The organism is Algoriphagus hitonicola (genome assembly GCF_900113375.1).
Lineage (GTDB): Bacteria > Bacteroidota > Bacteroidia > Cytophagales > Cyclobacteriaceae > Algoriphagus > Algoriphagus hitonicola.
On the sequence record NZ_FOPC01000013.1, the window covers coordinates 83,146 to 107,197 of the forward strand.

Sequence of the window (24,052 nt, forward strand, 5' to 3'; positions counted from 1 at the left end):
CCAAAAAAAAGACCCTGCCTTGTGAGAGGCAGGGTTTTTTTGTGAGCAGAGAATCCAAAAGGAAGGAAGGATTAAAAATACCAAACAATCCTTCCTTTAAAAATCGTGACTTTCAAAAAGGAATAGCAAAAGTTGTTTATCACCCGAGACAAAACTAATGAAAATATTCAAAAGAAAAACAAACTTAAATTAATTCCTTTTTTGTTAAATTGTAATAAACCAATAATGTGTGTGATTATAATAATTATGATTTTTTAAAAAGGCCTTTTCCAGCCTAAATTCAACTATATTAAATTATTGTGAAGACCGATTTTTTTGAAATAAAAAAGCCGATCGATTTGACCGGCTTGAATTGGAAGGTAAGGAAATTCAATTTTTTTCGATTTTCTCATAGCTGGCAATCACTCCTCTGACCATGGCCGAGCTAAATCCCTGATGCTCCATCTCGTTTAGGCCGACGATAGTGCAGCCTTTGGGAGTGGTGACTTTATCAATTGCTTCTTCGGGATGCATGTTTCGCTGAATCATGAGTTCTGCGGCACCTTTTACGGTTTGATTGACGATTTTGCTTGCGGTCGCGGCATCAAACCCAATCTGGATTCCTCCCTGTATCATCGCCCGCATAAAGCGTAAAACGTAGGCTATTCCACAAGCACCCAAAACAGTGGCAGCTTCCATTAGACTTTCATCGATAGGAATGGTAAATCCAACCGCATCAAATAATTCACGGATTAAGTCGATCTGCTCTGCATTTGAGTTTTGAGAGCAAATGCAAGTAATGGACTCCTGGATGTCAGCAGCAATATTCGGCATGGCCCGAAAAGCGACGGAATGACCATCAATTACTTCAAATATTTCACTCAAAGCAATTCCAGTTGCCAAAGAGACAATGATTTGTCTCGTGGGATCCAATTCGGGCTTGATTTCTCGGAGAATTGGAGCGACGTTATAGGGTTTCACACCCAAAATCAGGATATCCGCATATTTGGCTGCCTGGAGATTGTCTGGATGAACGTGAACCCCCTTCGCTTCAAATTTGGCCAAGGCTTTCGTGTTCCGTTTGGTCAGTGTGAGGTTTTTGGCTTGAAATCCTTCCAACTGAAGTAGTCCATTGGCAATGGAAGTTCCTAAGTTACCACAACCAATGATTGCAATTTTTTGATCGAGAAGTTTCAACTTTTCAATTTTTTAGTGAATGTGTTAAATAAAGGTAAATAAAAGGAGGCTTTTATTAAAGAAATTAAAATTCATAAAATCCTTGTAGAGAAAAAAATTGAAAAGATATTTTGACTTTAGGTAAAGTTTGTTTTACATTTGGTAAAAATAATTTGACTTATGAAGACTAATGCGCTGTTCAATGTCCCGCTATTTGTTCCGGTTTGGAAAAAGATAGCTTTGATCTTTTTTCCCTTGCCTGTTTTGTTGGTGATTGGATTGGGAATTGCCGATCCGGATTTTGATCCCAATGATGTTGCCCAGATTATTTATGGGTTTTGGGCCATAGCCTTTGCGATTTTGAATTTGACAAGAGAAAAGGTAGAAGATGAAATGATTCAATCGATGCGACTAAAGGCTTTTCAGACCGGCTTTTTTTGGCTGATTTGGGGAATGGGTGCTTTGATGCTAATCAATTACATTCGATTTGAGCGATTTACCTCCGAAATGTTTACGGCTTATTTGGTCCTTTTTCTTCTGAATCTTTATATCTATGCCGCCTTTCAATTGCAGCTTTATCAAACCAAAACTAACGAATACCATGACTAACCTACTTTCAAAAATTCTTCTTCCTCATCGATATCAGCAACTCGGCTGGTTGACTTTGATTCCTTTTGCATTCTTTGCCTATGTGACCGCCTTTCATGAATTTCAGTTTGAATGGCTGGATTTGGGACCACTTTCCATTTCGAAAGCATTTGATGGGACGGATAATAACCTGACCAATGAACTGGCGATTTTGGGATTGTTTTCGGCTTTATTTTTAATTTCTTTTTCCAAAGAACGAAATGAAGATGAATACATTCAAAAGCTGCGATTAGACTCCATTTTGATTTCCTGTTACGTTTATTTTTTCATAAACATGGCTGGAACGATCATTTTTTATGGCCTAGATTACCTTTCATTTTTATTCTTCAACATGTTTTCGATTCCGGTCATTTTTATCCTTCATTTTCGCTGGACGCTTTTTCGTCAGAATAGAAATATGGGACTCTCTTTATGAAAAACACCATTAAAGTAGAGCGGGCCCGTCACAATCTCACCCAGCAGGATTTGGCTGAAAAGGTCCAAGTCTCGCGTCAGACCATTAATTCAATCGAGGCAGGAAAATATGTTCCATCCACTGTGTTGGCCTTAAAAATTGCTCGTGTATTTGGACTTGCTTTGGAGGAAGTTTTTCAGTTGGAAGAGGAGGATTAATCGATGAATAATTCGGAGGAAATCCCGAACAATATTCAAAAGCGGCATGATTTTGTCGCTTTTTGTTTTTGAGCTCTCATCAAATTGGTTTTTGATCCTGAGTGGAAAAGTTTTGGGACTATGATCCCATAATCGTTTACCTTTGCGTTTTTACTAGAATCTGCTGATGCCAAAAATAATCCGAATAACCACCGTTCCTATTTCTTTAAAGTTATTGCTCGCTGGTCAAATGCGCTTTTTGAAAGAAAAGGGCTGGGAGGTCATTATGGTCAGCGCCGATGGCAGAGAAGTGCAGACTGTGGAGCGGGCCGAGGAAGTGCGTCATGAAGTAGTGCCATTTACTCGACAAATCACCCCATTTCAGGACTTGAAATCTCTAGTTAAGCTCTATCATCTTTTCAAACGCGAACAACCGGATATCGTCCATACGCACACACCCAAAGCGGGTTTGCTAGGGATGATAGCTGCGAATATGGCGGGAGTTCCGATAAGAATTCATACGATTGCAGGAATTCCCGCAATGGCGGCAAATGGCCGGAAAAAGGGATTGTTGGAGCAAGCTGAAAAGTGGACATATTCCAATGCCACCCATATCTGGCCAAATTCTAAAGGCCTGCTCGATTTTGTTTTAGCCCAAAAACTCTGTCCCGAATCCAAATTAAAAGTTATTGCAAAGGGTTCTTCCAATGGTGTGGATTTAGAAAAATTCAATCGGCAAGCGCTAAAAGAGAATCATTTGGTGGCTGCTACGATGCGGATTTTACCCGGTGAGGATGAGTATTTGATTTTGGCCGTGGGAAGGTTAGTCAAGGATAAGGGAGTGGAAGAATTGGTCGAGGCATTTTTGGGATCCAAGATTGTCAATCAGTCCAAGCTGATCCTGCTTGGAGAATTCGAACAAAATCTCAATCCTCTTAATCCTGAAACGATTCAAACGATTCAGGATCATCCCCGAATAGTTCAGATCGATTGGACTGATCATGTGGCCCATTACATGGCTTTGGCAGATGTACTGGTTCATGCGTCCCATCGTGAAGGATTCCCCAATGTGCTTTTGGAGGCAGGAGCGATGCAGTTGCCTGTCATTTGCTCGGATATTATTGGTAATACCGATTTGATTGCCCAGCAAAAAACCGGATTGATTTTTCCTGTAAAAAATGTAGGAGTATTGCGTGAAGCGCTTGAGTTTGCATTTGTGAAAAGAGACCATATGATTGCCCTTGCTGATAATCTTCATCAGGTAGTGAAAACTAATTATGACCGAAAGTTTCTGCAGGAATCAATTTTTTCGGCCTATGAGAAGCTTTTGAAGGCAAGCAAAACCGATGAATAGTTTATATTTGACCGATTAAAAAAGACGAATTTTTCCTATATGAAATATTTAGTGACCGGAACTGCCGGTTTTATTGGATTCCATGTGGCCAAAAAACTGGTCGAAAGAGGAGAAGAGGTAGTAGGATTGGATATCGTAAATGATTACTATGATATCGACCTGAAATTTTCCCGATTGGCACATATGGGAATTGGAAGTGATTCTCGGGAGTTTAACCAAGTAGTTCAGTCTTCCACTTTTCCCTCTTACCGCTTTGTAAGAATGGATTTGGCCATAAAGGAACCATTACTCGAACTTTTCAAAGAGGAAAAATTCGATGTGGTGATCCATCTGGCGGCACAGGCTGGAGTGCGCTATTCTTTAAGCAATCCAGAGGTGTATATCGAAAGTAATATTGTTGCTTTCATGAATATTTTGGAAGCCTGCCGTTTTCACCCGGTGAAACATCTGGTATATGCCAGCTCGAGTTCGGTTTATGGAAGTAATGAAAAGATGCCTTTTTCTACTTCCGACAATGTGGATCATCCGATCTCACTCTATGCAGCATCCAAAAAGTCCAATGAATTGATGGCGCATACCTACAGTCATTTGTTTGGAATACCCACGACAGGTTTACGTTTCTTCACCGTTTATGGTCCATGGGGAAGACCGGATATGGCTTTGTTTTTATTTACGGAAGCCATTATCAAAGGCGAGCCAATCCAAGTGTTTAATTATGGAGAGATGAAGCGGGATTTCACTTATGTCGATGATATCGTCGAAGGGGTGCTCAAAGTGGCTGATCGACCGGCTCGACCCAACCCTGATTTTGATGCACAAAATCCCGATCCGGGAAGTGGAAAAGTACCGTTCAAAATCTACAATATCGGTAATTCTTCTCCTGTGCTATTAATGGATTATATCAAGGCTGTGGAAAAAGGTTTGGGCAAAAAGGCCAAAATGAACCTTTTGCCCCTTCAGCCGGGGGATGTTCCGGCTTCCCATGCAAATGTGGAAGATTTGGTTCGCGATGTCAATTACAAACCCAATACTGCGATCGAAACTGGGGTGAAAGCATTTACTGATTGGTATTTAGATTATTATAAAGTTAAAATTGATGAGTAAGCATGTTTTAATAACCGGTGGGGCTGGATTTATTGGCTGTCATGTGGTCCGACTTTTTGTAAATAAGTATCCTGATTATCAGATTGTAAATCTGGATGCCTTAACCTATGCTGGTAATTTGGAAAATTTGAAGGAAGTCGAAAATTCTCCAAATTATACTTTTGAGAAAGTGGATATTCAGGATGCGGAAGCCTTGGAGGAGGTTTTTAAAAAACATCAGATTACTGATGTCATTCACTTGGCTGCAGAATCTCATGTCGATCGATCGATCTCAGATCCGCTGGCTTTTGTGAAAACAAATGTTTTTGGGACAGTAAATCTGCTGAATGTTGCCAAAGAATATTGGAAGGATGAATTGAATAATCATCTATTCTACCATGTTTCCACTGATGAGGTTTATGGTTCGCTTCATGATGGAGGCTTCTTTTTGGAAACGACGGCTTACGATCCACAATCACCCTATTCGGCATCAAAAGCAGCTTCCGATCATTTTGTCCGTGCTTATGCCAACACCTACAGAATGCAAACCGTAGTCTCCAATTGCTCCAATAATTATGGTCCGAATCACTTTCCGGAGAAGTTAATTCCGCTTTGTATCAACAATATCAAAAACGGAAAGCCGCTTCCCGTTTATGGTAAAGGTGAAAATGTCCGGGATTGGCTTTTTGTAAAAGATCATGCCCGGGCGATCGATACGGTTTTTCATAAAGGGAAGGCTGGTGAAACCTACAACATCGGCGGATTCAATGAGTGGAAAAATATAGATATCGTCCGATTGCTTTGTAAAAAAATGGATGAGAAGCTTGGGCGTGAACCCGGAACCTCCGAAAAGCTAATCACCTTTGTCAAAGACCGAGCTGGACATGATTTGCGCTATGCCATTGATGCGACAAAAATCCAGCAGGAACTCGGATGGGAGCCAAGCCTACAGTTTGAAGAAGGGATTGAGTTGACTATTGATTGGTATTTGTCAAATCAGGACTGGCTGGATCATGTCACCTCAGGGGCCTATCAGGATTATTACAAGGAACTATACGAAAATTAAATTGAAAGCTGCTTTGATGGAAAATAAAGCTGCTTTTTAGTTAACCTTACTTTGCTGATATTCCAAAGGAGTCATTTGATAGGTTTCTTTGAAGCATTTGATAAAGTAGGAGGGAGAACTAAATCCCACGGAATAGGCTATTTCAGCTACCGTTTCGTCTGTTTTTTCGAGTTTTTGGATAGCTTTTCGCAATCTCTGATCTCGAATGAAAGCTGAGGTAGACAATCCTGTCAATGCGGTGAGTTTTCGATGAAGTTGCATCCGGCTCATACCTAGTTTTTGGCAGAATTCATCTACTGAAAAGTCTGATTCCATAAAATCTGAATCTACGATTTCTTGAATTTTTTGTAAGAATTTTTCATCGGTGGAACTAACGGCAATTTCCTTTGGGGAAATAAACGTCCCTTGGGAGTAGCGAATTCGAAGGCGGTTTCTAAGCTCAATTAGTTTTTCGATTCGAAGGGCTAATTGCCTGGAAGAAAAGGGCTTTTGAATATAATCATCGGCACCTAGCTGAAAACCCATCAACTGGGTTTCTTCTTCGATCTTGGCAGTCAAGAGGATGATGGGGATATGAGATGTTTTTTCATTGGTTTTGAGTTCTTTGCATAAGGCTAAGCCATCTACCTCCGGCATCATGATATCTGACAGAATCAAATCAGGAATGTGCTTGTAGGCTTCATAAATCCCTTCTTTGCCATCGCTTGCTTCAATGATGTGATAGGTATTGCTGAGTTCTCGAACCAAGAAATTTCGCAAACTTTTATTGTCCTCAACAATCAAAATTTTGGGAGCTTGATCACTCAGTTTGGTAGTGTCTTTAGCACTGCTGATCCCGTCCATTTCCCATTCTTCTTCATCCACCACCTTGGAAGGATGATAGGAATATTTATCCAGTGAAAAATCAATTGTGATCCTGTTCCTTTCGTTATTTTCCTGATTCAAAATTAACTGTCCTTGATGTGTATCGATTAATTTTTCGATCAGTTTTAGTTTGAGGCTGTGATCTGAAAGATCATTTTCGGAGTCGGGGTCATTTTTGCTTATTTTTTCCCCCAGGATCTCATTTTGAGAGTTGCCGATAAAGCTTAAATTGAGCGTAACCTGCTGATTTTTATAGGCTGCATCAAAGTTCAATATACTTTTGGGTTTGGCCTCTTCTATTATAAAATGAAGGAGATTTTCTAGGATACGCTCCATTTGATCCGAGTCAAACCAGACCTCTGTGATGAGCGGAATATTGGATTGTATCGTAAGATTTTTCTTTGTGCTGAGGTAATAAAAATTAACGATAACAGATTGAATCAGGAGTCCCAGATTACCCTTCCTTATTTTCAATTTGGCTTTTCCCGCTGATATTTTGCGGATGGAAAGAATTTTATCCGTCACCACCTCCAACTTTTTGGCATTAATATGAATCAAGTTCAACTGTGATTTGTGTACCGGGTTTTCACATTCCTGAATCAGACGCTCCGTGGGTCCCATTATCAGGGTGAGGGGAGTTCGTAATTCATGGGAAATATTACTGAAAAATGCTGATTTCAACTGGTCAATTTCCTTGAGACGAAGGGCTTCATGATTTTTGATTTCCAGTTTGTATGTCATGGACCACCGCCATTTGAGGTACTGATAAATAAGGATAAAAAGACCAATAATAATAAGGAAATAGGCAATTTTGGCTAAGTGAGTTTGGTGCCAAGAAGGTAAAATAGCGAAAGTGTAGGTCACGGGTATTTCATTCCAAACCCCATCATAATTGCTGCCTTTGACTTGGAACTCATATTTCCCTGGATCTAGGTTGGTATAATTAACCCAATTGCTACCCTGCTGGGTTTTCCAGTGGTCATCATATCCGATCAGACGGTATTGATATTGATTTTTTTCTGGAGCAGAAAATGTTAGACTCGCGAAATAGAACGTCAAATTATTTTCCTTGGCTTTGAATTTTTTGGTCTTTCCCGAGCTATAATCTACAGTTCCATTTGAGATTTTTGTCAGGGATATTTTCGGAGAAATGGGATTTAATTTGATATCCTCTCCTCTAAAATGAAGTATCCGGTCAAATCCTCCAAAAAACAATTCATTTGCTTGGGATGAAAAATAGGCTCTGGGATAAAAAGGAGAAGATAGATGATTCGATTTGCTGTAATGGGTGATTTTAAAATTGGAGCTACTTTTCTCTTCCAAAGAGGAAATTCCCAAATCTGAACTGACCCATATTTTGCCGGCTTGATCGTCGAGAATACCGTGAATCTGGGCGCTTTCAAAGCTTTCCAAGCTGGAATCATCGAGCCAATTCTCCGTTTGTAAGTCCAGAATTTTTAGTCCTTGATTTGCCGTGCCCACCCACACGCGTTGGTTTTTGTCTTTGAAAAGTACTGTTATTATCATTGAATTGTGAGTAGTATCTCGGCGTGAAATACCGTAAAAAGAGCCCGATTCAGAATTGAGTTTAAACAGCCCTTTGGATCGGGTTGCGATTAGAAAATCATCTTTTCCAATTTGAATAAAATCAGTGATATGGTTATCAGGAAAAGACTGATTCTGGTTGGGATGAAAGGAAAATTTTCTTTTGATTCCCTCGATAGGATTAAATTGGATTAAGCCCTCGTTTCGGGTGCAGAGCCAAGTTCGATTCTGATTATCCCTGTAAATCCTTATAATCTGACTCATGGGAAGACCCGGCTCTGAATATTCATCAAAATGTCTGATTCGCTTCGTTTTCAGGTCTAAAATACTGATGCCTTCACTCGGGTATCCAATCCAGAGTTCATTTTCATCTCCGGCTAAACTGATTATTCTGTTTTCTTTTAGTTTGATTTGACTAGCATTTGAGCTGGTGTAGGATTGCCATTGATTTGATTTTTGATCATGCACGATCAATCCGTTTCCAGCACTTCCCGCCCAGATTTTGTTGGAAGAGTCTATCCAGATGGCCCGAATGTTTTCCAGAGTAATCGAATTCGGTGCATTGGAATTGGAAAGGACCTGGAATTTGTCCAAATATGGGTCATAGAAATTGAGTCCAGCTCCGAGACTTCCTAGCCAAAGCGTACCGGAGTAATCCATGTAGATGCTAGAAATATCATTGCTGGCCAATGAATTGACTTTATTTTTTTGGTAGAAAAATTTTTGATTGGCTTGATTTCCCAAATCATATCGAAAAACTCCATCACCGTAAGTGGCCCACCAAATATGGCCGGCGGAATCATATTTAATATCTAAAATAGGGGAATAGGAACTCGATTCGTGACTTGGATTTTCCAAAGGAAGCAGTCCTTGATTTAACTTAAATTGGAACAAACCATGCTCAAAAGTTCCAATCCAAATATGACCCAACTCATCCAAACCAGCAGCACTAAACAAGAGGTCAGATGATCTAGGAAGAGTGAAGAGGGATTTATATTCTTGATTTTCAGTATTGAAAATTCCAAATTCATTTTGGAATAAAACCAGTACATCATCGGATTTTCTAGGATTTTTGATCAGATTGAGAATTTCCTGATCAGTCTTTGCAAGAATTAAACTTTTTGTTTTGCTAATAGGATCCCACTCGTGAAGTTGCCCACTCAAAGTTCCAAATAGCAGTTTTTCAGCGTCCGTTTCGACCATCGCCATGACCGAATTTAACTCCGGCAAGGGAATGAATTTTTCTGAATCACGGTCAAAATATTCGGGATTCAGGGTTGCCGGGATCGTCCAAATCGTATTTTTTGAATCGATTAATATTTTACCCTTTATCAGTAAATCCCGTTCCAAAAGGAAGTTAAATTCTTTTGGGTAGGTTTTGATTTCGTAGCCATCGTATCGATTGAGCCCTTTTTCGGTAACGACCCAAAGAAATCCATCCCGGTCCTGCTGAATGTCTAAAACTCGGTTGTTGGCTAGACCTTCTGGCATCCAAATTTGGTGAAAATTGATATTTTCCTGCGAAAATACTGGATTGATCCAGATGAAATGGAGGCTAAACAAATGGATAAAAAAAGTAGTCTTAATCATTTCTTTAATTAGTTAATCAGTGAAGATATTCATTGGCTCAACCTCAAAAGGTATATGTATCAGATTTTTTGTAATTGGGTATATTCAGCCCAAAACCAAACAATTGTTGCTTTTTATGGGAAAAAATTGGGTAAAATTTGCTTTTTAGCTTTCCCAAAATGAAAAAAGCCGTATTTTAGTTACACGTTTTTAGCTTATTCTTTAAAGTAAAACATTATTTTATGATTAGGGTGGCAATTTTGGACGACGAATCGAAGTCAATTCGGTCATTAGTTTATGAGTTGGAGCAGTTTGCAAGTCGGGTAGAGATAGTCGCGCAGTACACTCAGGTGGAAGAGGCGTTGATTCATTTGAAGGATGAAAAAGTGGATTGTTTGTTTTTGGATATTGAGATGCCGGGAATGGACGGATTTGGTTTTTTGGAAAAATTAGCTCCTCGTACTTTTGAAGTCGTATTTGTTACGGCATATTCTGACTATGCGATTCAGGCTATTCGAGAGCGTGCCTTTGATTATTTGCTCAAGCCTGTGGATGGGGAAGATTTGGATCGGGTGCTGGGTAAGTTGGAAACCAAAAAGCAACTTAATTCAGAATCAGGGAAAGTCCTCCTGAATACCGATCAGGAATTGCATTTGATCGATCCTGGGGAAATCATCTATTGTCAGAGTGAGGGCAGTTATTCTTGGGTTTTCTCCAAATCAGGAGATAAAATATTGGTTTCCAAGAATCTGAAACACTTGGAAAGTATTCTTCCGGATCAGCTGTTTTTTAGAATTCATCATAGTTATTTGGTGAATGTCCAACGAATCAACCTATTGGATAAAACCCACTCCAATGTGATTTTAGACGCTGGGGTAAGCTTGCCACTATCGAGGCTTCGAAAAAAAGAATTTTTAGAAACCTTAAAATCTTCACTAAAGAAAGGCTGATGAGTGGATTTATAAATTTTTTACAGGATAGTAATTACAACGGATTGGGCTTTTCAATCATATCTATTCTGTTTTATTTGTCGATTTACCACTTTGTCTTGTATTTAAAAAACAGGGATAATTTTTACCTTTATTACAGCATCTATGCCTTTACCAATGTTTTGATATTGGTACCTATTCCCTACAATGTTTTTTTGCAGGATGTCTTTCTTGCCTTTCCGGATTTTTTTATTCAGCTGGATTCTCCTCTAAAATTCGCGAGTTATATTTTATTCTCCTACTTCGTAATAGAAGTGTTGCATTTGAAAAATCACTTGCCAAAGTTTGTCCGGTTTTTTGATTATTTCACCATTTCCGGTGTGGGAATTTATTTGATTTTAGGAGTTATTGAGTATTTCAAGCCCGACCTAAATATTCTTCAGACCTTTTTTTATTTTATCTTTTTACCCATTTACTTTTTGGTGATGATTTACGGATCGGTTTTGATTTTCAAAATCGAGGAGAAAGTCAAAGGTTATATTTTGACGGGTTCCTTGTTTTTGGGAGTGGGAGCCATCCTCTCTGCCATTTTAACTGTAGGACAACCTGCCGAGGTGATAGATCAGAATTTTTGGGTGTACTACATCGGCGTCTTGGTGGAAAACCTGCTGTTTACTTTTGCTTTGGCTGTCAAGCAGCGCGAAGTTTATGTAGAGAAGCTCCTTTATAGGGAAAAACTGGTGGCCAAGTTGAAGGAAAATGAAGAATTGAGGGAAAAGCTCAATCAGCGACTTCAAAGTGAACTGGATCAAAAAGAACAACAAATCGTGACATTGGCAGCTGATGCAGAAAGTGAGCGAATGGCACGGGTAAAGGCTCATTACGAGCGTGAAATCACCGAACTGCATCTGCGTTCTCTCCGCAGTCAAATGAATCCGCATTTCATTTTCAATGCCCTGAATTCGATCAAAGTTTTCCTAATAGACAAAGACAAGGACCGGGCAATATTGTACCTCAATCGCTTTTCCAAATTGATCCGAATGGTACTGGAAAGCTCCCGGAAAACGAAGATCTCACTTGGAGAGGAGCTGGAAATCGCCAAACTCTATCAGACGCTAGAATCGATTCGCTTTGAGGATGGAATTGAGCTGAAGATGGAAATCGAAAAGGATGTCCGTCTAAATGAAATTGAACTTCCGCCTTTGCTACTTCAGCCTTTTTTTGAAAATGCCATTTGGCATGGTCTGATGAATAAGGCCGGCGAAAAATGGATCAAGGTCAGTCTAAAAAAGGAGAAAGGAGTACTTGTGCTTTCTATCCGCGACAATGGTATTGGGCGTAAGGCATCTCAAGAAATCAATTCCAGGCGAACCATGAAAAAGGAGTCCATCGGGATGAGCCTTTCCAAAGACCGCCTCGAGCTTTTCAATCGGAATGAGTCGGTTAATTATCGCTTTGAGATCGTGGACCATTCCACCCCAAACGATACGGGCACTGAAGTGATTTTTTGGCTTTAAACGCGTCAAAAATGGATAGATCTGTGGAGCATTTGATGAATTTTTTGGAAAATAGCAACCGAAATGGCCTGGCTCTCATGGCTATTTCTATTCTTTTTTACCTAGCAGTTTTTCATTTAATCCTCTATATAAAAAATAGAGAAAAGTATTTTTTGCATTACAGTACTTATGCTTTCGTCAATGCCGTAGCCTTAATCGGAAGACCATATGAAAGTTTTTTAAAGGAGATTTATTTCACCTTTCCGGAATTTTTCAGGCTAAGTATTACCCCGCTTCAGTTTATCAGCTTCATTGTATTCTCATACTTTCTGATCGAAATATTACGGTTAAAATCATATTACCCAAGATTCATTCAATTTTATATCCGCTACACTGTATTTATTTCTTTGGTTTATGGTGTTTTTTTTCTGGGTGTTTTTTTCTGGGATGGATATGACTTGATGAGGCAGTTTTATTTTTTCGTATTTATGCCGATTACACTAATTTTTACGCTGATTGGCATTTTTTTGATAGTCAAATCCAACGAAAAAGTAAAAGCTCCGATTCTTTATGGTTTTCTAGCGATTGGAATAGCTGCTTTTTTATTTGGATTCCTTGCCGCTGAAAAAGACACGGTCATTACCGATCGGTATTTTTACATTTTATATGTAGGGATTTTGATCGAAAACTTTTTTTTCACCTATGCTTTGGCCATCAAGCAACGGGAAAATTTTGAGGAAAAAATTAAAATTCAAGATGAGCTGCTATTTCGATTTACGGAAAATGGTGAATTGCGAGCCCAGTTAAATCGACAATTACAGCATGAAATCGTCCAAAAAGAAGAAAAAATCATTGAACTAGAATCAGACGCGGAATCTGAACGGATGAGTAGAATCAAGGCTCATTACGAGCGGAAAATCACCGAATTGCATCTTCGATCACTCCGCAGTCAGATGAATCCGCATTTCATTTTCAATGCCCTCAATTCGATCAAAGTTTTCCTGATTGAAAAAGATAAGGACCGGGCGATTTTATACCTCAATCGTTTCTCCAAATTGATCCGCTTGGTGCTGGAAAGCTCCCGGAAAACGAAAATTTCACTCGGAGAGGAATTAGTGATTGCTCAGCTCTATCTGACCTTGGAGTCGATTCGCTTTGAAGATGGAATCGAGCTGAAAATGCAGGTTGCTGAGGATGTCCGGCTTAATGAGATCGAGCTTCCACCTTTATTGTTACAGCCATTTTTTGAAAATGCGATCTGGCATGGATTGATGAATAGGGCAGGAGAGAAATGGATCAAAGTTGTGTTAAAAAGGAATGACAAGGGCCACCTTCTTTCGATTAGGGATAATGGAATCGGTCGAAAAGCTTCGCAAGAAATCAATGCCAAGCGCACGATGAAAAAGGAATCAATCGGAATGAGTTTGTCCAAAGAAAGGTTGGAACTTTTTAACCAAAATGAACGGGTTTATTATCATTTCGATATAATCGACCATGAAGGTGATCAATTGGGGCCCTCAGGAACGGAGGTGATTTTTTATTTGGAGGGCTCCCGCTAAGTTTAAATTCCCAAATTTTAGGCTAAAATAGGCCTGTTTTTAACCTGATGTTACAACAGTAGGATCATTTGTTACAGGATTTTTATCCCAATTTTTTTTGGCCGATTACCTTGGCTGTCTCATTTACACCAAACTGAAGACAGCAATGAAAGCACACCAACTGATTAATTTTGCCTGTTTTATCTTCTTGATTTTTTTCTCTTGTGAGGAAAACAAAACCCAAAGTAGTACGGAGGAATTAGCGAATTTTTCAACTGAAAATAGTGCAGAACAGGGGAATTCTAAAACCTGGCTGATGAAGCTAATGGACAAGAAGCCTTTGACGGAGGAAGAGTACTTGGCATTGGTGCCTGCTTCACTACAAGGGTTTCCTTTGCAGTCCAAAGAGCCAAAATCGGGTTTGAATGGCTTTATCGCTTTTTACAGCAAGGAAGAAGGAAGCGAACATCCGGGATTGCGTCTGGAAGTAATCGATGGGGCAGGAAACAATCAGTTTCAGCATGTCAATGCTGTGTATAAAATGCTTGAAACTGTTCGAAGCGAATCAGGATATGACTTCCATTCCGAAATCAAAGATCATCAGGGCGAGCGAATTCTTTTCGTTAGCAAAACCAGAAAAGACCGAAAGGACTTTCAACTCGAATATATTCAAAATCAACGCTATCACGTGGTAATCCTAGGAAATCAGGTGGGGCCAGGTGAAATATATGGGGCTTTTGATGAGCTTCAGAACAATCAATTTCCAAAATAATCAACCGATGAAAACGCCCAACTATTTATACTTTATTCTCGGAATTATGCTTATAGGTTTAACCGCATGCGAGGGGAATGAAAATTCAAAAAATGAATCCTTATTGGCTACCCAAGCGGAAGCAAGATCGGAATCAACAGCCAAAGAAAATCCTTCTTCGACTAATTCAAGTCCTGTTTCGAAAGCGGATCTGCTGGATTGGTTGCCAATGAATCATGCGGGATTTACACGTGAAAAAGAGCCGTCTACCGATTATGGAGACCTTCCGCGGGTACAAGTCAGATATGTTCATGATGAAGATACACAGAAACGATTTACTCTTGATGTTTTGGATGGTAAAGGTCCGCTAGTGGTCGCTGTGAACGGAATGATCAAGGCAAATCTTGGGGAGGAGTACGATGAGCCCTTGCTGGACGGCTATGCCAAAGTCTTTGTAAACAATGGGGTCAAAGCCTTTGAACGGCATACTCCGGCAGATGGTAAAGCTTTTTTGCATTATGCTGTGGACAATAGGTTTTACTTTAACTTCCAGGGACAGCAGATTGGCCCGGAGGTTTTTTGGGAGTTTCAAAAAATTTTAGATCCTACCTCTCTTTCCCAATGAAACGTAATTTTATTCTAGCGCTATTCATTTTTTCTGTTGGTTCGCTGGCAATTGCTTGTCAGCGGACTGAGCGTTTTTTGGATCGAATAGAGCCTCCGGTCAAAGTGATTAATGAGTCCCAAAGCCGCCGGGATTCAGGAGAGGTTCCCGTCTTAAATCAGGAAGTGCCACTTCGGGAAAAAGTGCCGATTTCTAAAGAGGTATTGAAAACCTGGCTACCTGAGACTGTTGGGGATTATAAACGAACGCAATTGATTTCTGGTCATCGTGAAGATTCGGGAATAGTTTCTGTATTGGCCGATTATCAGCATCAAGACTCTCAGGAATTAAAGGTGAAAGTTGAAATTTTAGACGGGGCTGGTGAAAATGGTTCAATTTTATTAAAAGCCGCCCAAGAGCGCCTCAAATTAGATATCGAGGAAAATAAAGAGGGGATGGAGACCCGGGTTTATCTCCTTGATGGACTGCGAGTTAGGGAATCTGAAAACAAAGAGCAGCAGTTTGCCGAGATCGAGTTTGTAGATCAAAATCGGTATTTATTTCAAATCAAAGGCTTTGGGATCAGTTTATCCCAGCTGTGGGAGTTTTCATCAAAGGCAAGTTTCAATCAACCATAATTAATATAACCATGAAAAAACAATTTCTAATTTTCGCATTCCTTCTAGGGTCTTATTCCCTTTCCGCCCAATCGCTCGAGGGTAGAATCCGAGTAGAGGGATTTTCCAGTGGTCAGGTTCTTAGAGAATCAGTACCGGTAGATATATTCAAAAGTTTTAAAGAGAACAAATACAAAATCATGTTCTCTTACAAAGCTGATCAGGTAGGAAAACGAGGTATCGTACTCTTTGATATGAAAACTACCCTGATCAAGGACGGCAAGACGATTCATCACAGCTCTCGGGGCAATTGGCCATGGCTTCCCGGAGATATGTATGTGCCGATTGAGGCCTTTGATTTGATTCCGGCTTTGCAAAAAATTGCAGCGCCGGATTTAGGAAGTAGATTAGACTTAAATAAACTGGATGGAAATTTAGGATCCGGCACCTATCAGATCAAATTTGAAATGGTTCCGGTTGGTGAAATCCGAGGAAGAATCGCTCCGGCTGAATTTTCTTTTAGAATTGAATAAATCCAACAAACCTACTTTGCAATGGCCCGGACAAAATTCCGGGCTATTTTTTTGAATTAATCCAGGATACTTTTCCAGGGAATTGCTTACATAACAACATTCTTTCCGAAGGGAAATATCCATTTCAGTGTAATAGAGTCACTTTTTCACTTCATGTTACCATTTTTATATCATTTGATACATCATTGATATCCCATTTTTAGCTCATCCGAGATCTTTATCCTATCAAATTTTAAACGACTATGAAAAAATCAATTTTAATCTTGCTTGCCCTGGTTTGCAGTATTCCGATTGCGGAGGCTCAGTTTCTAAAAAATCTCAAAAAAAGAGTAGAGGAGCGAACCAAAGAAGTCATCGAATATAAAACCGCGGACAAAGCCGGTCAAATGACAGAAAATGCCTTGGACAAAATCCTGAATCCAAATCTGGAGGGATTGATGAAAGGTGGCGGTAAAGGAATGTCAGTAGATGCATCCGAGCTACCCGACAATTATTATTTCGAATACAGGTATGCGATGAAGATGTCCACTTCTGCTGGTGATATGCAGTTTGACTATTTCCTCAATCCTAATGAATCCTACCTCGGTTATAAAATGGATATGGGAATGGATCTATTTTCCATCATCGATGAGGACAGAAAAGTCATCGTGAACTACATCGACGGCAACCCTATTGCCACTTCCATGGATATTGCAGAAGACGGGGAGGCTCTTGAAGATGAGTACGAAATCGACTATGAGAGCTTTACGCTGACCGAATTGCCCAATCGGGAATTTTTAGGCTATGACTGCATAGGCAGGCAAATGGAAAATGAGCAGTACAAATTCATCGTCTATTTCGCCACTGACATGCCGGCCAATTTTGATAATGTCTTTAAAAATACTCAGGGTAATCTTCCCCCAGAGATGCAGCGCTTTGTGGAAGAGCATCAAGGCAGTCTGATGATGTACATGGAGATGGAGGATAAAGAAAACAAAGGTAAAAAGAACGGAAGCGCCACGATGGAGTGTGTGACTTTTGAACCTTATGAATACACAATTTCTAATCGATAAAACCATGAATTACAAAAACAAACTATTACTCTTAGTGATCAGCATTCTCGCTTTTTCATGTCAAAAAGATGATGACATGGAGCCATTTGACTATGAATATTTTTCGGTGGATGTCACCGGTGATGTGTCAGGAAACATTGTTTACGACGAATCCAAGTATGTGGGCACTGAAGGAGAAACTTTGTTGACCGATGATTTTGATACTTATTTGATGGTTACCGCAACGGAGTTTGACCGGACGATGACACTGAATTTTTATCCACCGGATGATAATCCTAGGGCAGGTGATGTGCTCTCGGTGACGATCAAAGCACCTGAACTCAAGCCATGGGCGCAATCCAATGATTATACCACCGCCTATATCAATCAATTGCAGCAATACGATAGCTATGCCATCGTGAGCTATTGGAATGATGTCGAAGAGCGGGATTATGTGTCTTATTACCGTTTTGAAAACACCAGCAATTCGGTCACTATCCAAACGGATGGCGATATGTTGACAGGAGAGGTGGCATCTATGACTTTGGCCACATTTAACGGTTCACATCAAATAACAATCAGAGACTTCACTTTCCGCATGAGACCGGGAGATGAAGGATGGACCATGGATTAATTATAAAAAACTATGCAAGAATCGAAAGAAAATTTAACGGTAGCTTCAGCCCCTGAGGGGAAAACAGAGGCGATCATTGCTTACATTACCGTGATTGGTTTGATCATCGCATTTGTGATGAACAATGAGAAAAAGTATCCCTTTACCAAGTTTCACATCAAGCAATCCTTGGGCTTGGTCGTGGTCGGTTTGGTCTTGGTGATTATCAGTTTGATCCCCATTTTAGGATGGATTATTTACCTGCTAGGTCTGATCGTGATGATTTACATGTGGGTGATGGGCTTGATTCACGCGGTCAATGGGCGGATGGAACCGGTACCCATTTTGGGGGCTCGCTTTGAAGAATGGTTTAAAAACTTTTAATCTAATTTTTTAATCATGTCTTATTCCTCAGATCGAAGAGAGTTTTTCAAAAAACTGGCATTTTTTGGGTTAGTGTCATCTACAGGGGGCTGGTTGGCCTCCTGTGATGACGCTGAGCTTCAGCCCGAAAATCTGGAAGGAGGTGTTTTTCAGGTTTGGAGGGAAATGCAGCAGTTGATCCAAACAAGTCCAGACTGTCTGATCAAAGCCTACGAGCGAGTCAAGGAAAGTAAGGATCCCAAGGAGATGTTAGCATTTGTGCGAGACTCCATTTTTCTGATTCCTGCAAATGAAGCTTCATTGAGGGGAATGGGCAACGCAATGCGTGGGGGAGTCAGAGGAGTATTGAGAGATGGATTTGCTACACCAAGGGAAAAAGCAGAATTATTGAGACAACTTCTTGAAGAGTCAGGAATCCAAGCAGCCGTCGTTTTTGAGCGAACTGATTTTGATGAAGAAAAGGTTAATTCCCTCTTTTTTAGGCCAAGAGAAAATGAAATTTTAGCAGATTTGAATGAAGGTCAATATGAGCGATGGATGAAGATGCTGGAGCTTTCCGAAACCGATCTTCAAGAGCTCACTTTTATCAATTCGGAAGAAAAAGAGGCTGAAAAGTTAGCCAATCAACTATGGGAACTCATTCCTGAAAAGGAACAGATTCGGTTTCATGATTTTGACTTCAGATGGGATAATTCCCGCTGTCCTGCTGTCCAATTTCAATGGGAAAATAAAACGCTTATTGCACATCTATTTGATCCGAATGTTCCATTTGGAGAAGCTTTTGATTCGGGTGGTAGGGTCCGAAGTGCTGATCCTGCGGAATATATTTTGGATCAGGTCGAGTTTAGCTTAAGCTATCGAGACAATATACAACCAACAGAAGAGAAAATTCTTTTGACGAAAAATTACGAGGCTAAAGATCTGATCGGAAGGCAGGTGCATTTGGGATTTTATCATGGGTTGGACTGGGAAGAGCAAGCAAGTACTACTTTTAAACAAGTTCGCGTTTTTACACCTGCTTTAAGTATTGAGCGTCCTGATCTTTCCGAAGAAGAAAAGGAAGGTTTGGCGCAACTCGGCGAAACCATTACGTTGGAGGGGCAGAAAATCGAGGTAGATGAAAAAGCAAAGATTATCCGAGTCAACGGTTTTCCGATCAATTGGACAGAGGAATCCACGCGGGCAAAAGATGTATCGGAATTAAAGTTAAAAATCACTGCGGGACTTCCTTCACTGGTTAAAATGGAAGTTTGGCCGACTGATCAAGAAGGAAATCTGGTAGAAGGCTTGATGGCCTCTGATTTTACTTTTTGGGAAAATGATCTTCCGCTCAATCCTTTGATGGAGTCCAATGAAACAGCTCCTAAAGTGTTGATCCTTTACGATACGTCGTTGAGTATGCCCGTGGAATATCGCAATGAAGGGATGGAAGCTTTTTTGGAAAAATTGGAGGAGGGTATACGGCAGGATTTTCCTAAAGCATCAGTCACAAGTTGGGCCACCGATTCTTCTTTATACCAATGGCTAAGAAAAGCGAGTAGAACTTCCTTTGACTTGATCCTTTTTGCCACGGATGGGGATAATAAGGATGATCTGAAAGATGGAGATTTGGATGCTTTTCGAGCTGGACCACCGGTGATCGTGTTGGATGTATTTAACTCGACTCGAGCGAGTAGCCGGGAGGTTTTCGAAAACCTGTCCGTATCCAGTGAAGGCAACATTATAAATGCTCAGGATCAAAGTGTCGCGCAGCAGGAGATTTTGGAGCAGCTTTCCCTGCTGGAATTGCCACCTTATGTATTTACTTTTTATGGTTCGCTTCAATCTGAAAGCAATGAAATTAAAGTTTCTCTAGATTCAGATCGAGTTAATGCAAGTGAAATTTATCAATTTAAATATAGAGAAGAATCCCAATCAATCGGTCCAAAGATCATTGGGATTTATTTGAAGATAAAAATCGGGAATCAAACAACAGAGCGAGTCTTGGCCGGTTGGGATCCGGCGGTCGAGGAAGAAGGCCAAATCGGCAAAAACCACGCAGATGAAGTTCGTAATCTGCTGTTTGGTTCCGTAATCATCGGAGTGGAAGGACAGGGCCCCACTTTTGCGAATGCTCTGAATGAACTTTTGGAATTTAGACTTAGCAATCAATCTTGGATCGAAGCTATAAAAGCGGAAAATCTCGATCAAGCTATTGAAGCTGTAGAAAAGTCCAACTGGATTTACGATCCATTGATGATTCATCTTTTGGCGCCTTTGCCAGATCAAGTCAGAGAGGATTCCTTGACTTTTGCCAGTGGGATTCGAATGGTCATTGTCAAGCGATCCACGGGAATCAATCAAGAATTTTCCGAAGATTCGGTGGATATTTTACCGACGGCAAATTTTGTAACGATATCAGAAGACTTGGAGAAAAGTTTTCGGTTGAATCTCAAAAAGACCGCCCATCTAGCTTTGGTGGAGGGAGCATTTTTCGAAGAGAGTACCTTAAGCCTTTTGGGCAATGCTGATTTGATCAGTACCGAAGAAGCCAAAAATGAAGTTTGGTTTGAGGAGCAACTTCGGGATGGACCTTATGCCAATTTTATAAGAGAATATTGGAGTCGAGCAGGTTCGGAAGTGAAGATTTTTGGAAAGGAGCTAGACACCTTGGCTTATTGGCAAATTGATAAGAAGACAGGGGAGTTACTAGGTATTTTGCCAGATCAAACGGGTGGCGGAAAGCGAAAAGTTTTTACTCAATATGAGGACCTAAATGATGTGATGAAGGCCTACAGTAGAACTCTAAGCTTTACATCTATGGGTGGCTTCAGATTCATAGGCTTTCATGTAGCCTTAATCCGATTATATGCCATTGCATCCCATGCCATCAAAACGATGGATACACGAAACCTAGAGCAAGATGTACTCAATGCCCTTCAGATGCGGGCCTGTGATGCAGCTTGGTATATCCACAGCGGACTATCCGGGCGTCCTCAAAAAATCATGGGAGGATTGGCCAAACTGATCAGTATGATGGATAAGACAAGCGATGATTTTCCATGTGAATAAACTTTAACCTACAAAATATATGAAAAAGCTAGTTGGAATTTTAATGATTGGACTGATGGCAATGACTCCGCTAAACGAGGAAGCTATCACCGGTACTATTGAAGGATTTGATAAACTTCCAGAAATGAAGTTGGGTTTGTTTACGCTGGGAGCGGATTTCCCCATTGAGATCGGAACGGTGAACAAGGGAGGGGATTTTTCGATAGATCTGGCTCAGGCAACATTGCCCGCAGACATGGCTGAGGAGGATATGGCGGTATTTTTTGGCGGACTAAATACTGCTTTTGATGGGGCATTTTCCAAAGATGATTTTGGTTTGTTGGCAGATGTCATTGCCTTAAGAAACCCCTATATTTCCATCATGGCCAGTAAAAACCGCTGGGCTGGAAATGTATTTCCGGTGACCAGTGAGGAAGTAAAAAATTGGCTTGAAGATTCGGCTTACAATAATGCGGTGATCGGATCTTATTTGAATATCGTTTACGTGGAAGAACCAGTCACCCTTGATTATTCCACCTCCGCAACCATGCCTTACGAGGGAGAGAATATTCTTCAAGAGTATCAGTTTAAACTGACTTTGGAGCCGGGTTTTAATTGGGTGCAATACGATATCGAGGAAGTGTTTGAAACTGATCCTATGATCAGGGGATCATTCCCTTCCAAAACCACTATTCGGAATATGGATGACTCAAGTCAGTTTCGCTGGATCGGGAAGTTTTTTTAAACCATTTAACTAACTGGAACAATGAAAAAGTCACTTTTAATAAGCGGAATCCTAGCATTATTCTTCTCAATTCATCACCTAGCTAATTCCCAGGCCCATTTTAACAGAAATATTCCTAGCGAAGCACATACCCAAATAGGAAAGCTGATTTCAGGTGGGATTAATACAGTGGGATTTGCTCCCAATGGGGGATGGGTAGTCGCTACCCAAGATGGTAAAAGTTTCTCCAGAAACATCCCTGATGAATGCTATGAGAAGATACAAGAATTTCAGAAACTTGGTCATATAATAAAGCATGTAGCTTTTCCGCCAAAGGGGGGGAATAGTTGGATAATTGTGACCGATAAAACTACATTTTCTAGAAATATTCCCGATGAAGCTCATAAACAAATCCAAAGTCTTCAAAAACGAGGAAAAAAAATCAGAAAAGTAGTATTTCCTCCTTCTGCACGGACAGAAAATTCTTGGGTAATTCTGGCAGAAGATGGGACTTTTTTTGCGCGCAATATTGATGATGAATGCTATCAGATTTTAACTAACCTTTCTCAATCTCCTTTACCGGGAAAACCTGCCTCACGCAAAATTCATCATCTAGAATTTACCCCTTCTGGAGGATGGCTGGTGATTGCAGATGATTACCATTTTGCCCGTAATATTGATAATGAGGCATTTAAACGAATGAATACGATGCGTGGGAATAAGGAGCGTCTCGATTTGGTCATGTTTACTCCTACAGGAGGATGGTCGGTCATTTCGAATGGAAGGATCAATCAAATCCCTTCAGATCCCATAAGGAATTTTGAAAATTCAGTGAGTCCAGATATATGGAAAAAAATGAGGGAGCTAAATGTTCCTGGGGTAAGTATTGCGGTGGTGATGAATAACGAGATTGTTTGGTCAACCGGCTACGGATTCTTGAAAAACGGAGACAAAACGAATGCGGTGCATCCTGAATCCATGTTTCAAGCGGCTTCTGTGAGTAAAGTAGTAGCGGCTTTAGGCGGAGTAAAATTAACTGAGGATTTTTCAATCGAGCTGGATGAAGATATTCAAGATTCATTCACCAATTATCAAGTACCGGTTAACAGTGGTTTGAAAAATTTTACAGCAGATGACATTACCATAGAAGGAATTTTGAATCACAGAAGTGGGATTGACGGCGCTGGCGTCTCTTTACCTGGAATTCGTGTTTTTGATCCTTTACAGGGTGGCGGATATTCAGGATATGGCCAAAACATTCCAGCATCTAGACTTCCAAATTTGACCCAAATTTTAAAAGGGGATAATCCCGCGAATAGCGAAAAAATAACGATTGCCTACCAAGCAGATACTGCGAGAAGGGATTATTATTCAGGACCTGGTTTTACAGTCTTACAAAAATTAACCACTGACCTTAATCGGAGCCCATATGAACGATGGATGAAGTCAACTATCTTAAATCCAATGGGCATGCAAAAAAGTGCCTTTACGGTATCTCCAGAAACTACATACAAACCTGAAGAACTTACTTGGGGATATAGAAATGAAAATGTGCGAAACCGCTATCCTGAATATGCCGCTGCGGGCCTTTATACCAATGCCAATGAACTGGCTAATCTTTTAATAACGATCAATAATGGTGGGGTTTATAAAGGAAGATCTGTCATTACCAAGGAGCATGCCTTAAAAATACAAGATGGGCTTGGTACTAACACAAGTGATCCAAGTATAAATGCACAAAACGATTATTACTGCCATGGTGGAGTTAATAATGGGTACCGAAGTTTTATTATCGGTTTCCCTACTATCAATGATCGAGACCGAAGGATTTCCAGTGCAGGTATTGTGGTCTTAACTAATGGAAGTAATACGGATTTTCGCTATGAGCTAGCCAATGCAATTATCGACGCATACGGCTGGTAATATT

21 protein-coding genes are annotated in these 24,052 nt (G+C 40.3%); 19 read left to right on the forward strand and 2 right to left on the reverse strand.

Annotated elements, in window-relative coordinates; all coding sequences use genetic code 11:
* Positions 1–369 precede the first annotated feature (369 nt).
* Positions 370–1,176 carry a pyrroline-5-carboxylate reductase gene (gene proC, locus BM043_RS16165; RefSeq protein WP_092793558.1) on the reverse strand — a complete coding sequence of 269 codons (807 nt, stop codon included), beginning with the start codon at positions 1,174–1,176 and terminating at the stop codon, positions 370–372.
* Between the two features lie 159 nt (positions 1,177–1,335).
* Here proC and BM043_RS16170 point away from each other — a divergent pair, with 159 nt between their 5' ends.
* From BM043_RS16170 to rfbB, 6 genes are all read left to right on the forward strand, one after another.
* Complete coding sequence (locus BM043_RS16170; protein ID WP_092793559.1) at positions 1,336–1,764, forward strand: hypothetical protein; 429 nt, start codon at positions 1,336–1,338, stop codon at positions 1,762–1,764.
* Positions 1,757–2,218: a hypothetical protein gene (locus BM043_RS16175; protein ID WP_092793561.1), complete on the forward strand. Its 462-nt coding sequence runs from the start codon at positions 1,757–1,759 to the stop codon at positions 2,216–2,218. Before BM043_RS16170 ends, BM043_RS16175 begins: the two co-directional genes overlap by 8 nt.
* Positions 2,215–2,415, forward strand: coding sequence for a helix-turn-helix transcriptional regulator (locus BM043_RS16180; RefSeq protein ID WP_092793563.1), 201 nt, complete (start codon positions 2,215–2,217; stop codon positions 2,413–2,415). The genes BM043_RS16175 and BM043_RS16180 overlap by 4 nt, the downstream gene beginning before the upstream one ends.
* Before the next feature lie 166 nt (positions 2,416–2,581).
* Entirely contained in the window at positions 2,582–3,748 is a 1,167-nt protein-coding gene (locus BM043_RS16185) for a glycosyltransferase family 4 protein (protein ID WP_092793564.1), read from the forward strand.
* Positions 3,749–3,787: 39 nt separating this feature from the next.
* The gene (locus tag BM043_RS16190; protein WP_092793566.1) at positions 3,788–4,852 is read left to right on the forward strand and encodes an NAD-dependent epimerase; all 1,065 of its coding nucleotides are present in this window, start codon (positions 3,788–3,790) and stop codon (positions 4,850–4,852) included.
* Entirely contained in the window at positions 4,845–5,897 is a 1,053-nt protein-coding gene (gene rfbB, locus BM043_RS16195; protein ID WP_092793567.1) for a dTDP-glucose 4,6-dehydratase, read from the forward strand. The genes BM043_RS16190 and rfbB overlap by 8 nt, the downstream gene beginning before the upstream one ends.
* 36 nt (positions 5,898–5,933) lie before the next feature.
* On the opposite strand, the gene BM043_RS16200 is transcribed toward rfbB, so the two are convergent.
* Positions 5,934–9,896, reverse strand: coding sequence for a response regulator (locus BM043_RS16200; RefSeq protein WP_092793569.1), 3,963 nt, complete (start codon positions 9,894–9,896; stop codon positions 5,934–5,936).
* Positions 9,897–10,117: 221 nt separating this feature from the next.
* Between BM043_RS16200 and BM043_RS16205 the strand changes: the two genes are divergently transcribed.
* The 13 genes from BM043_RS16205 (at position 10,118) to BM043_RS16265 (ending at position 24,048) form a co-directional block, all read left to right on the forward strand.
* Positions 10,118–10,825: a LytR/AlgR family response regulator transcription factor gene (locus tag BM043_RS16205; RefSeq protein WP_092793570.1), complete on the forward strand. Its 708-nt coding sequence runs from the start codon at positions 10,118–10,120 to the stop codon at positions 10,823–10,825.
* Positions 10,825–12,321 (forward strand): sensor histidine kinase, encoded by a 1,497-nt coding sequence (locus BM043_RS16210; RefSeq protein ID WP_092793572.1) that lies wholly within the window; start codon positions 10,825–10,827, stop codon positions 12,319–12,321. Before BM043_RS16205 ends, BM043_RS16210 begins: the two co-directional genes overlap by 1 nt.
* 11 nt (positions 12,322–12,332) lie before the next feature.
* Positions 12,333–13,859, forward strand: a complete 1,527-nt coding sequence (locus BM043_RS16215) for a histidine kinase (RefSeq protein ID WP_092793573.1) — start codon at positions 12,333–12,335, stop codon at positions 13,857–13,859.
* A 145-nt stretch (positions 13,860–14,004) separates the two neighbouring features.
* Positions 14,005–14,610, forward strand: a complete 606-nt coding sequence (locus tag BM043_RS16220) for a hypothetical protein (protein WP_143189557.1) — start codon at positions 14,005–14,007, stop codon at positions 14,608–14,610.
* Positions 14,611–14,617: 7 nt separating this feature from the next.
* The gene (locus BM043_RS16225) at positions 14,618–15,214 is read left to right on the forward strand and encodes a hypothetical protein (protein ID WP_143189558.1); all 597 of its coding nucleotides are present in this window, start codon (positions 14,618–14,620) and stop codon (positions 15,212–15,214) included.
* Positions 15,211–15,831, forward strand: a complete 621-nt coding sequence (locus BM043_RS16230; RefSeq protein ID WP_092793578.1) for a hypothetical protein — start codon at positions 15,211–15,213, stop codon at positions 15,829–15,831. The genes BM043_RS16225 and BM043_RS16230 overlap by 4 nt, the downstream gene beginning before the upstream one ends.
* An 11-nt stretch (positions 15,832–15,842) precedes the next feature.
* A complete protein-coding gene (locus BM043_RS16235) occupies positions 15,843–16,343 on the forward strand; it encodes a hypothetical protein (RefSeq protein WP_092793579.1) in 501 nt (166 codons plus the stop codon).
* 242 nt (positions 16,344–16,585) lie between these two features.
* Positions 16,586–17,395: a hypothetical protein gene (locus tag BM043_RS16240; RefSeq protein ID WP_092793581.1), complete on the forward strand. Its 810-nt coding sequence runs from the start codon at positions 16,586–16,588 to the stop codon at positions 17,393–17,395.
* 4 nt (positions 17,396–17,399) lie between these two features.
* Positions 17,400–18,008 carry a hypothetical protein gene (locus BM043_RS16245; protein WP_143189559.1) on the forward strand — a complete coding sequence of 203 codons (609 nt, stop codon included), beginning with the start codon at positions 17,400–17,402 and terminating at the stop codon, positions 18,006–18,008.
* 12 nt (positions 18,009–18,020) lie between these two features.
* Complete coding sequence (locus BM043_RS16250) at positions 18,021–18,371, forward strand: DUF4870 domain-containing protein (protein ID WP_092793584.1); 351 nt, start codon at positions 18,021–18,023, stop codon at positions 18,369–18,371.
* A gap of 15 nt (positions 18,372–18,386) precedes the next feature.
* Entirely contained in the window at positions 18,387–21,422 is a 3,036-nt protein-coding gene (locus BM043_RS16255; protein WP_092793586.1) for a hypothetical protein, read from the forward strand.
* A 19-nt stretch (positions 21,423–21,441) separates the two neighbouring features.
* The gene (locus BM043_RS16260) at positions 21,442–22,146 is read left to right on the forward strand and encodes a hypothetical protein (protein ID WP_092793588.1); all 705 of its coding nucleotides are present in this window, start codon (positions 21,442–21,444) and stop codon (positions 22,144–22,146) included.
* 21 nt (positions 22,147–22,167) lie between these two features.
* Positions 22,168–24,048: a serine hydrolase domain-containing protein gene (locus BM043_RS16265; RefSeq protein WP_092793590.1), complete on the forward strand. Its 1,881-nt coding sequence runs from the start codon at positions 22,168–22,170 to the stop codon at positions 24,046–24,048.
* Positions 24,049–24,052: the final 4 nt, after the last annotated feature.

Excerpts from the sequence above, each read along its gene's own strand:
- BM043_RS16180 (WP_092793563.1), top strand. The coding sequence starts at position 2,215 with ATGAAAAACACCATTAAAGTAGAGCGGGCCCGTCACAATCTCACCCAG.
- BM043_RS16265 (WP_092793590.1), top strand. The coding sequence starts at position 22,168 with ATGAAAAAGTCACTTTTAATAAGCGGAATCCTAGCATTATTCTTCTCA.
- BM043_RS16245 (WP_143189559.1), top strand. The coding sequence starts at position 17,400 with ATGAATTACAAAAACAAACTATTACTCTTAGTGATCAGCATTCTCGCT.
- rfbB (WP_092793567.1), top strand. The coding sequence starts at position 4,845 with ATGAGTAAGCATGTTTTAATAACCGGTGGGGCTGGATTTATTGGCTGT.
- BM043_RS16250 (WP_092793584.1), top strand. The coding sequence starts at position 18,021 with ATGCAAGAATCGAAAGAAAATTTAACGGTAGCTTCAGCCCCTGAGGGG.
- BM043_RS16210 (WP_092793572.1), top strand. The coding sequence starts at position 10,825 with ATGAGTGGATTTATAAATTTTTTACAGGATAGTAATTACAACGGATTG.
- BM043_RS16175 (WP_092793561.1), top strand. The coding sequence starts at position 1,757 with ATGACTAACCTACTTTCAAAAATTCTTCTTCCTCATCGATATCAGCAA.
- BM043_RS16205 (WP_092793570.1), top strand. The coding sequence starts at position 10,118 with ATGATTAGGGTGGCAATTTTGGACGACGAATCGAAGTCAATTCGGTCA.
- BM043_RS16260 (WP_092793588.1), top strand. The coding sequence starts at position 21,442 with ATGAAAAAGCTAGTTGGAATTTTAATGATTGGACTGATGGCAATGACT.
- BM043_RS16235 (WP_092793579.1), top strand. The coding sequence starts at position 15,843 with ATGAAAAAACAATTTCTAATTTTCGCATTCCTTCTAGGGTCTTATTCC.
- BM043_RS16255 (WP_092793586.1), top strand. The coding sequence starts at position 18,387 with ATGTCTTATTCCTCAGATCGAAGAGAGTTTTTCAAAAAACTGGCATTT.
- BM043_RS16220 (WP_143189557.1), top strand. The coding sequence starts at position 14,005 with ATGAAAGCACACCAACTGATTAATTTTGCCTGTTTTATCTTCTTGATT.
- BM043_RS16230 (WP_092793578.1), top strand. The coding sequence starts at position 15,211 with ATGAAACGTAATTTTATTCTAGCGCTATTCATTTTTTCTGTTGGTTCG.
- BM043_RS16185 (WP_092793564.1), top strand. The coding sequence starts at position 2,582 with ATGCCAAAAATAATCCGAATAACCACCGTTCCTATTTCTTTAAAGTTA.
- BM043_RS16190 (WP_092793566.1), top strand. The coding sequence starts at position 3,788 with ATGAAATATTTAGTGACCGGAACTGCCGGTTTTATTGGATTCCATGTG.
- BM043_RS16225 (WP_143189558.1), top strand. The coding sequence starts at position 14,618 with ATGAAAACGCCCAACTATTTATACTTTATTCTCGGAATTATGCTTATA.
- BM043_RS16170 (WP_092793559.1), top strand. The coding sequence starts at position 1,336 with ATGAAGACTAATGCGCTGTTCAATGTCCCGCTATTTGTTCCGGTTTGG.
- BM043_RS16200 (WP_092793569.1), bottom strand. The coding sequence starts at position 9,896 with ATGATTAAGACTACTTTTTTTATCCATTTGTTTAGCCTCCATTTCATC.
- BM043_RS16215 (WP_092793573.1), top strand. The coding sequence starts at position 12,333 with ATGGATAGATCTGTGGAGCATTTGATGAATTTTTTGGAAAATAGCAAC.
- BM043_RS16240 (WP_092793581.1), top strand. The coding sequence starts at position 16,586 with ATGAAAAAATCAATTTTAATCTTGCTTGCCCTGGTTTGCAGTATTCCG.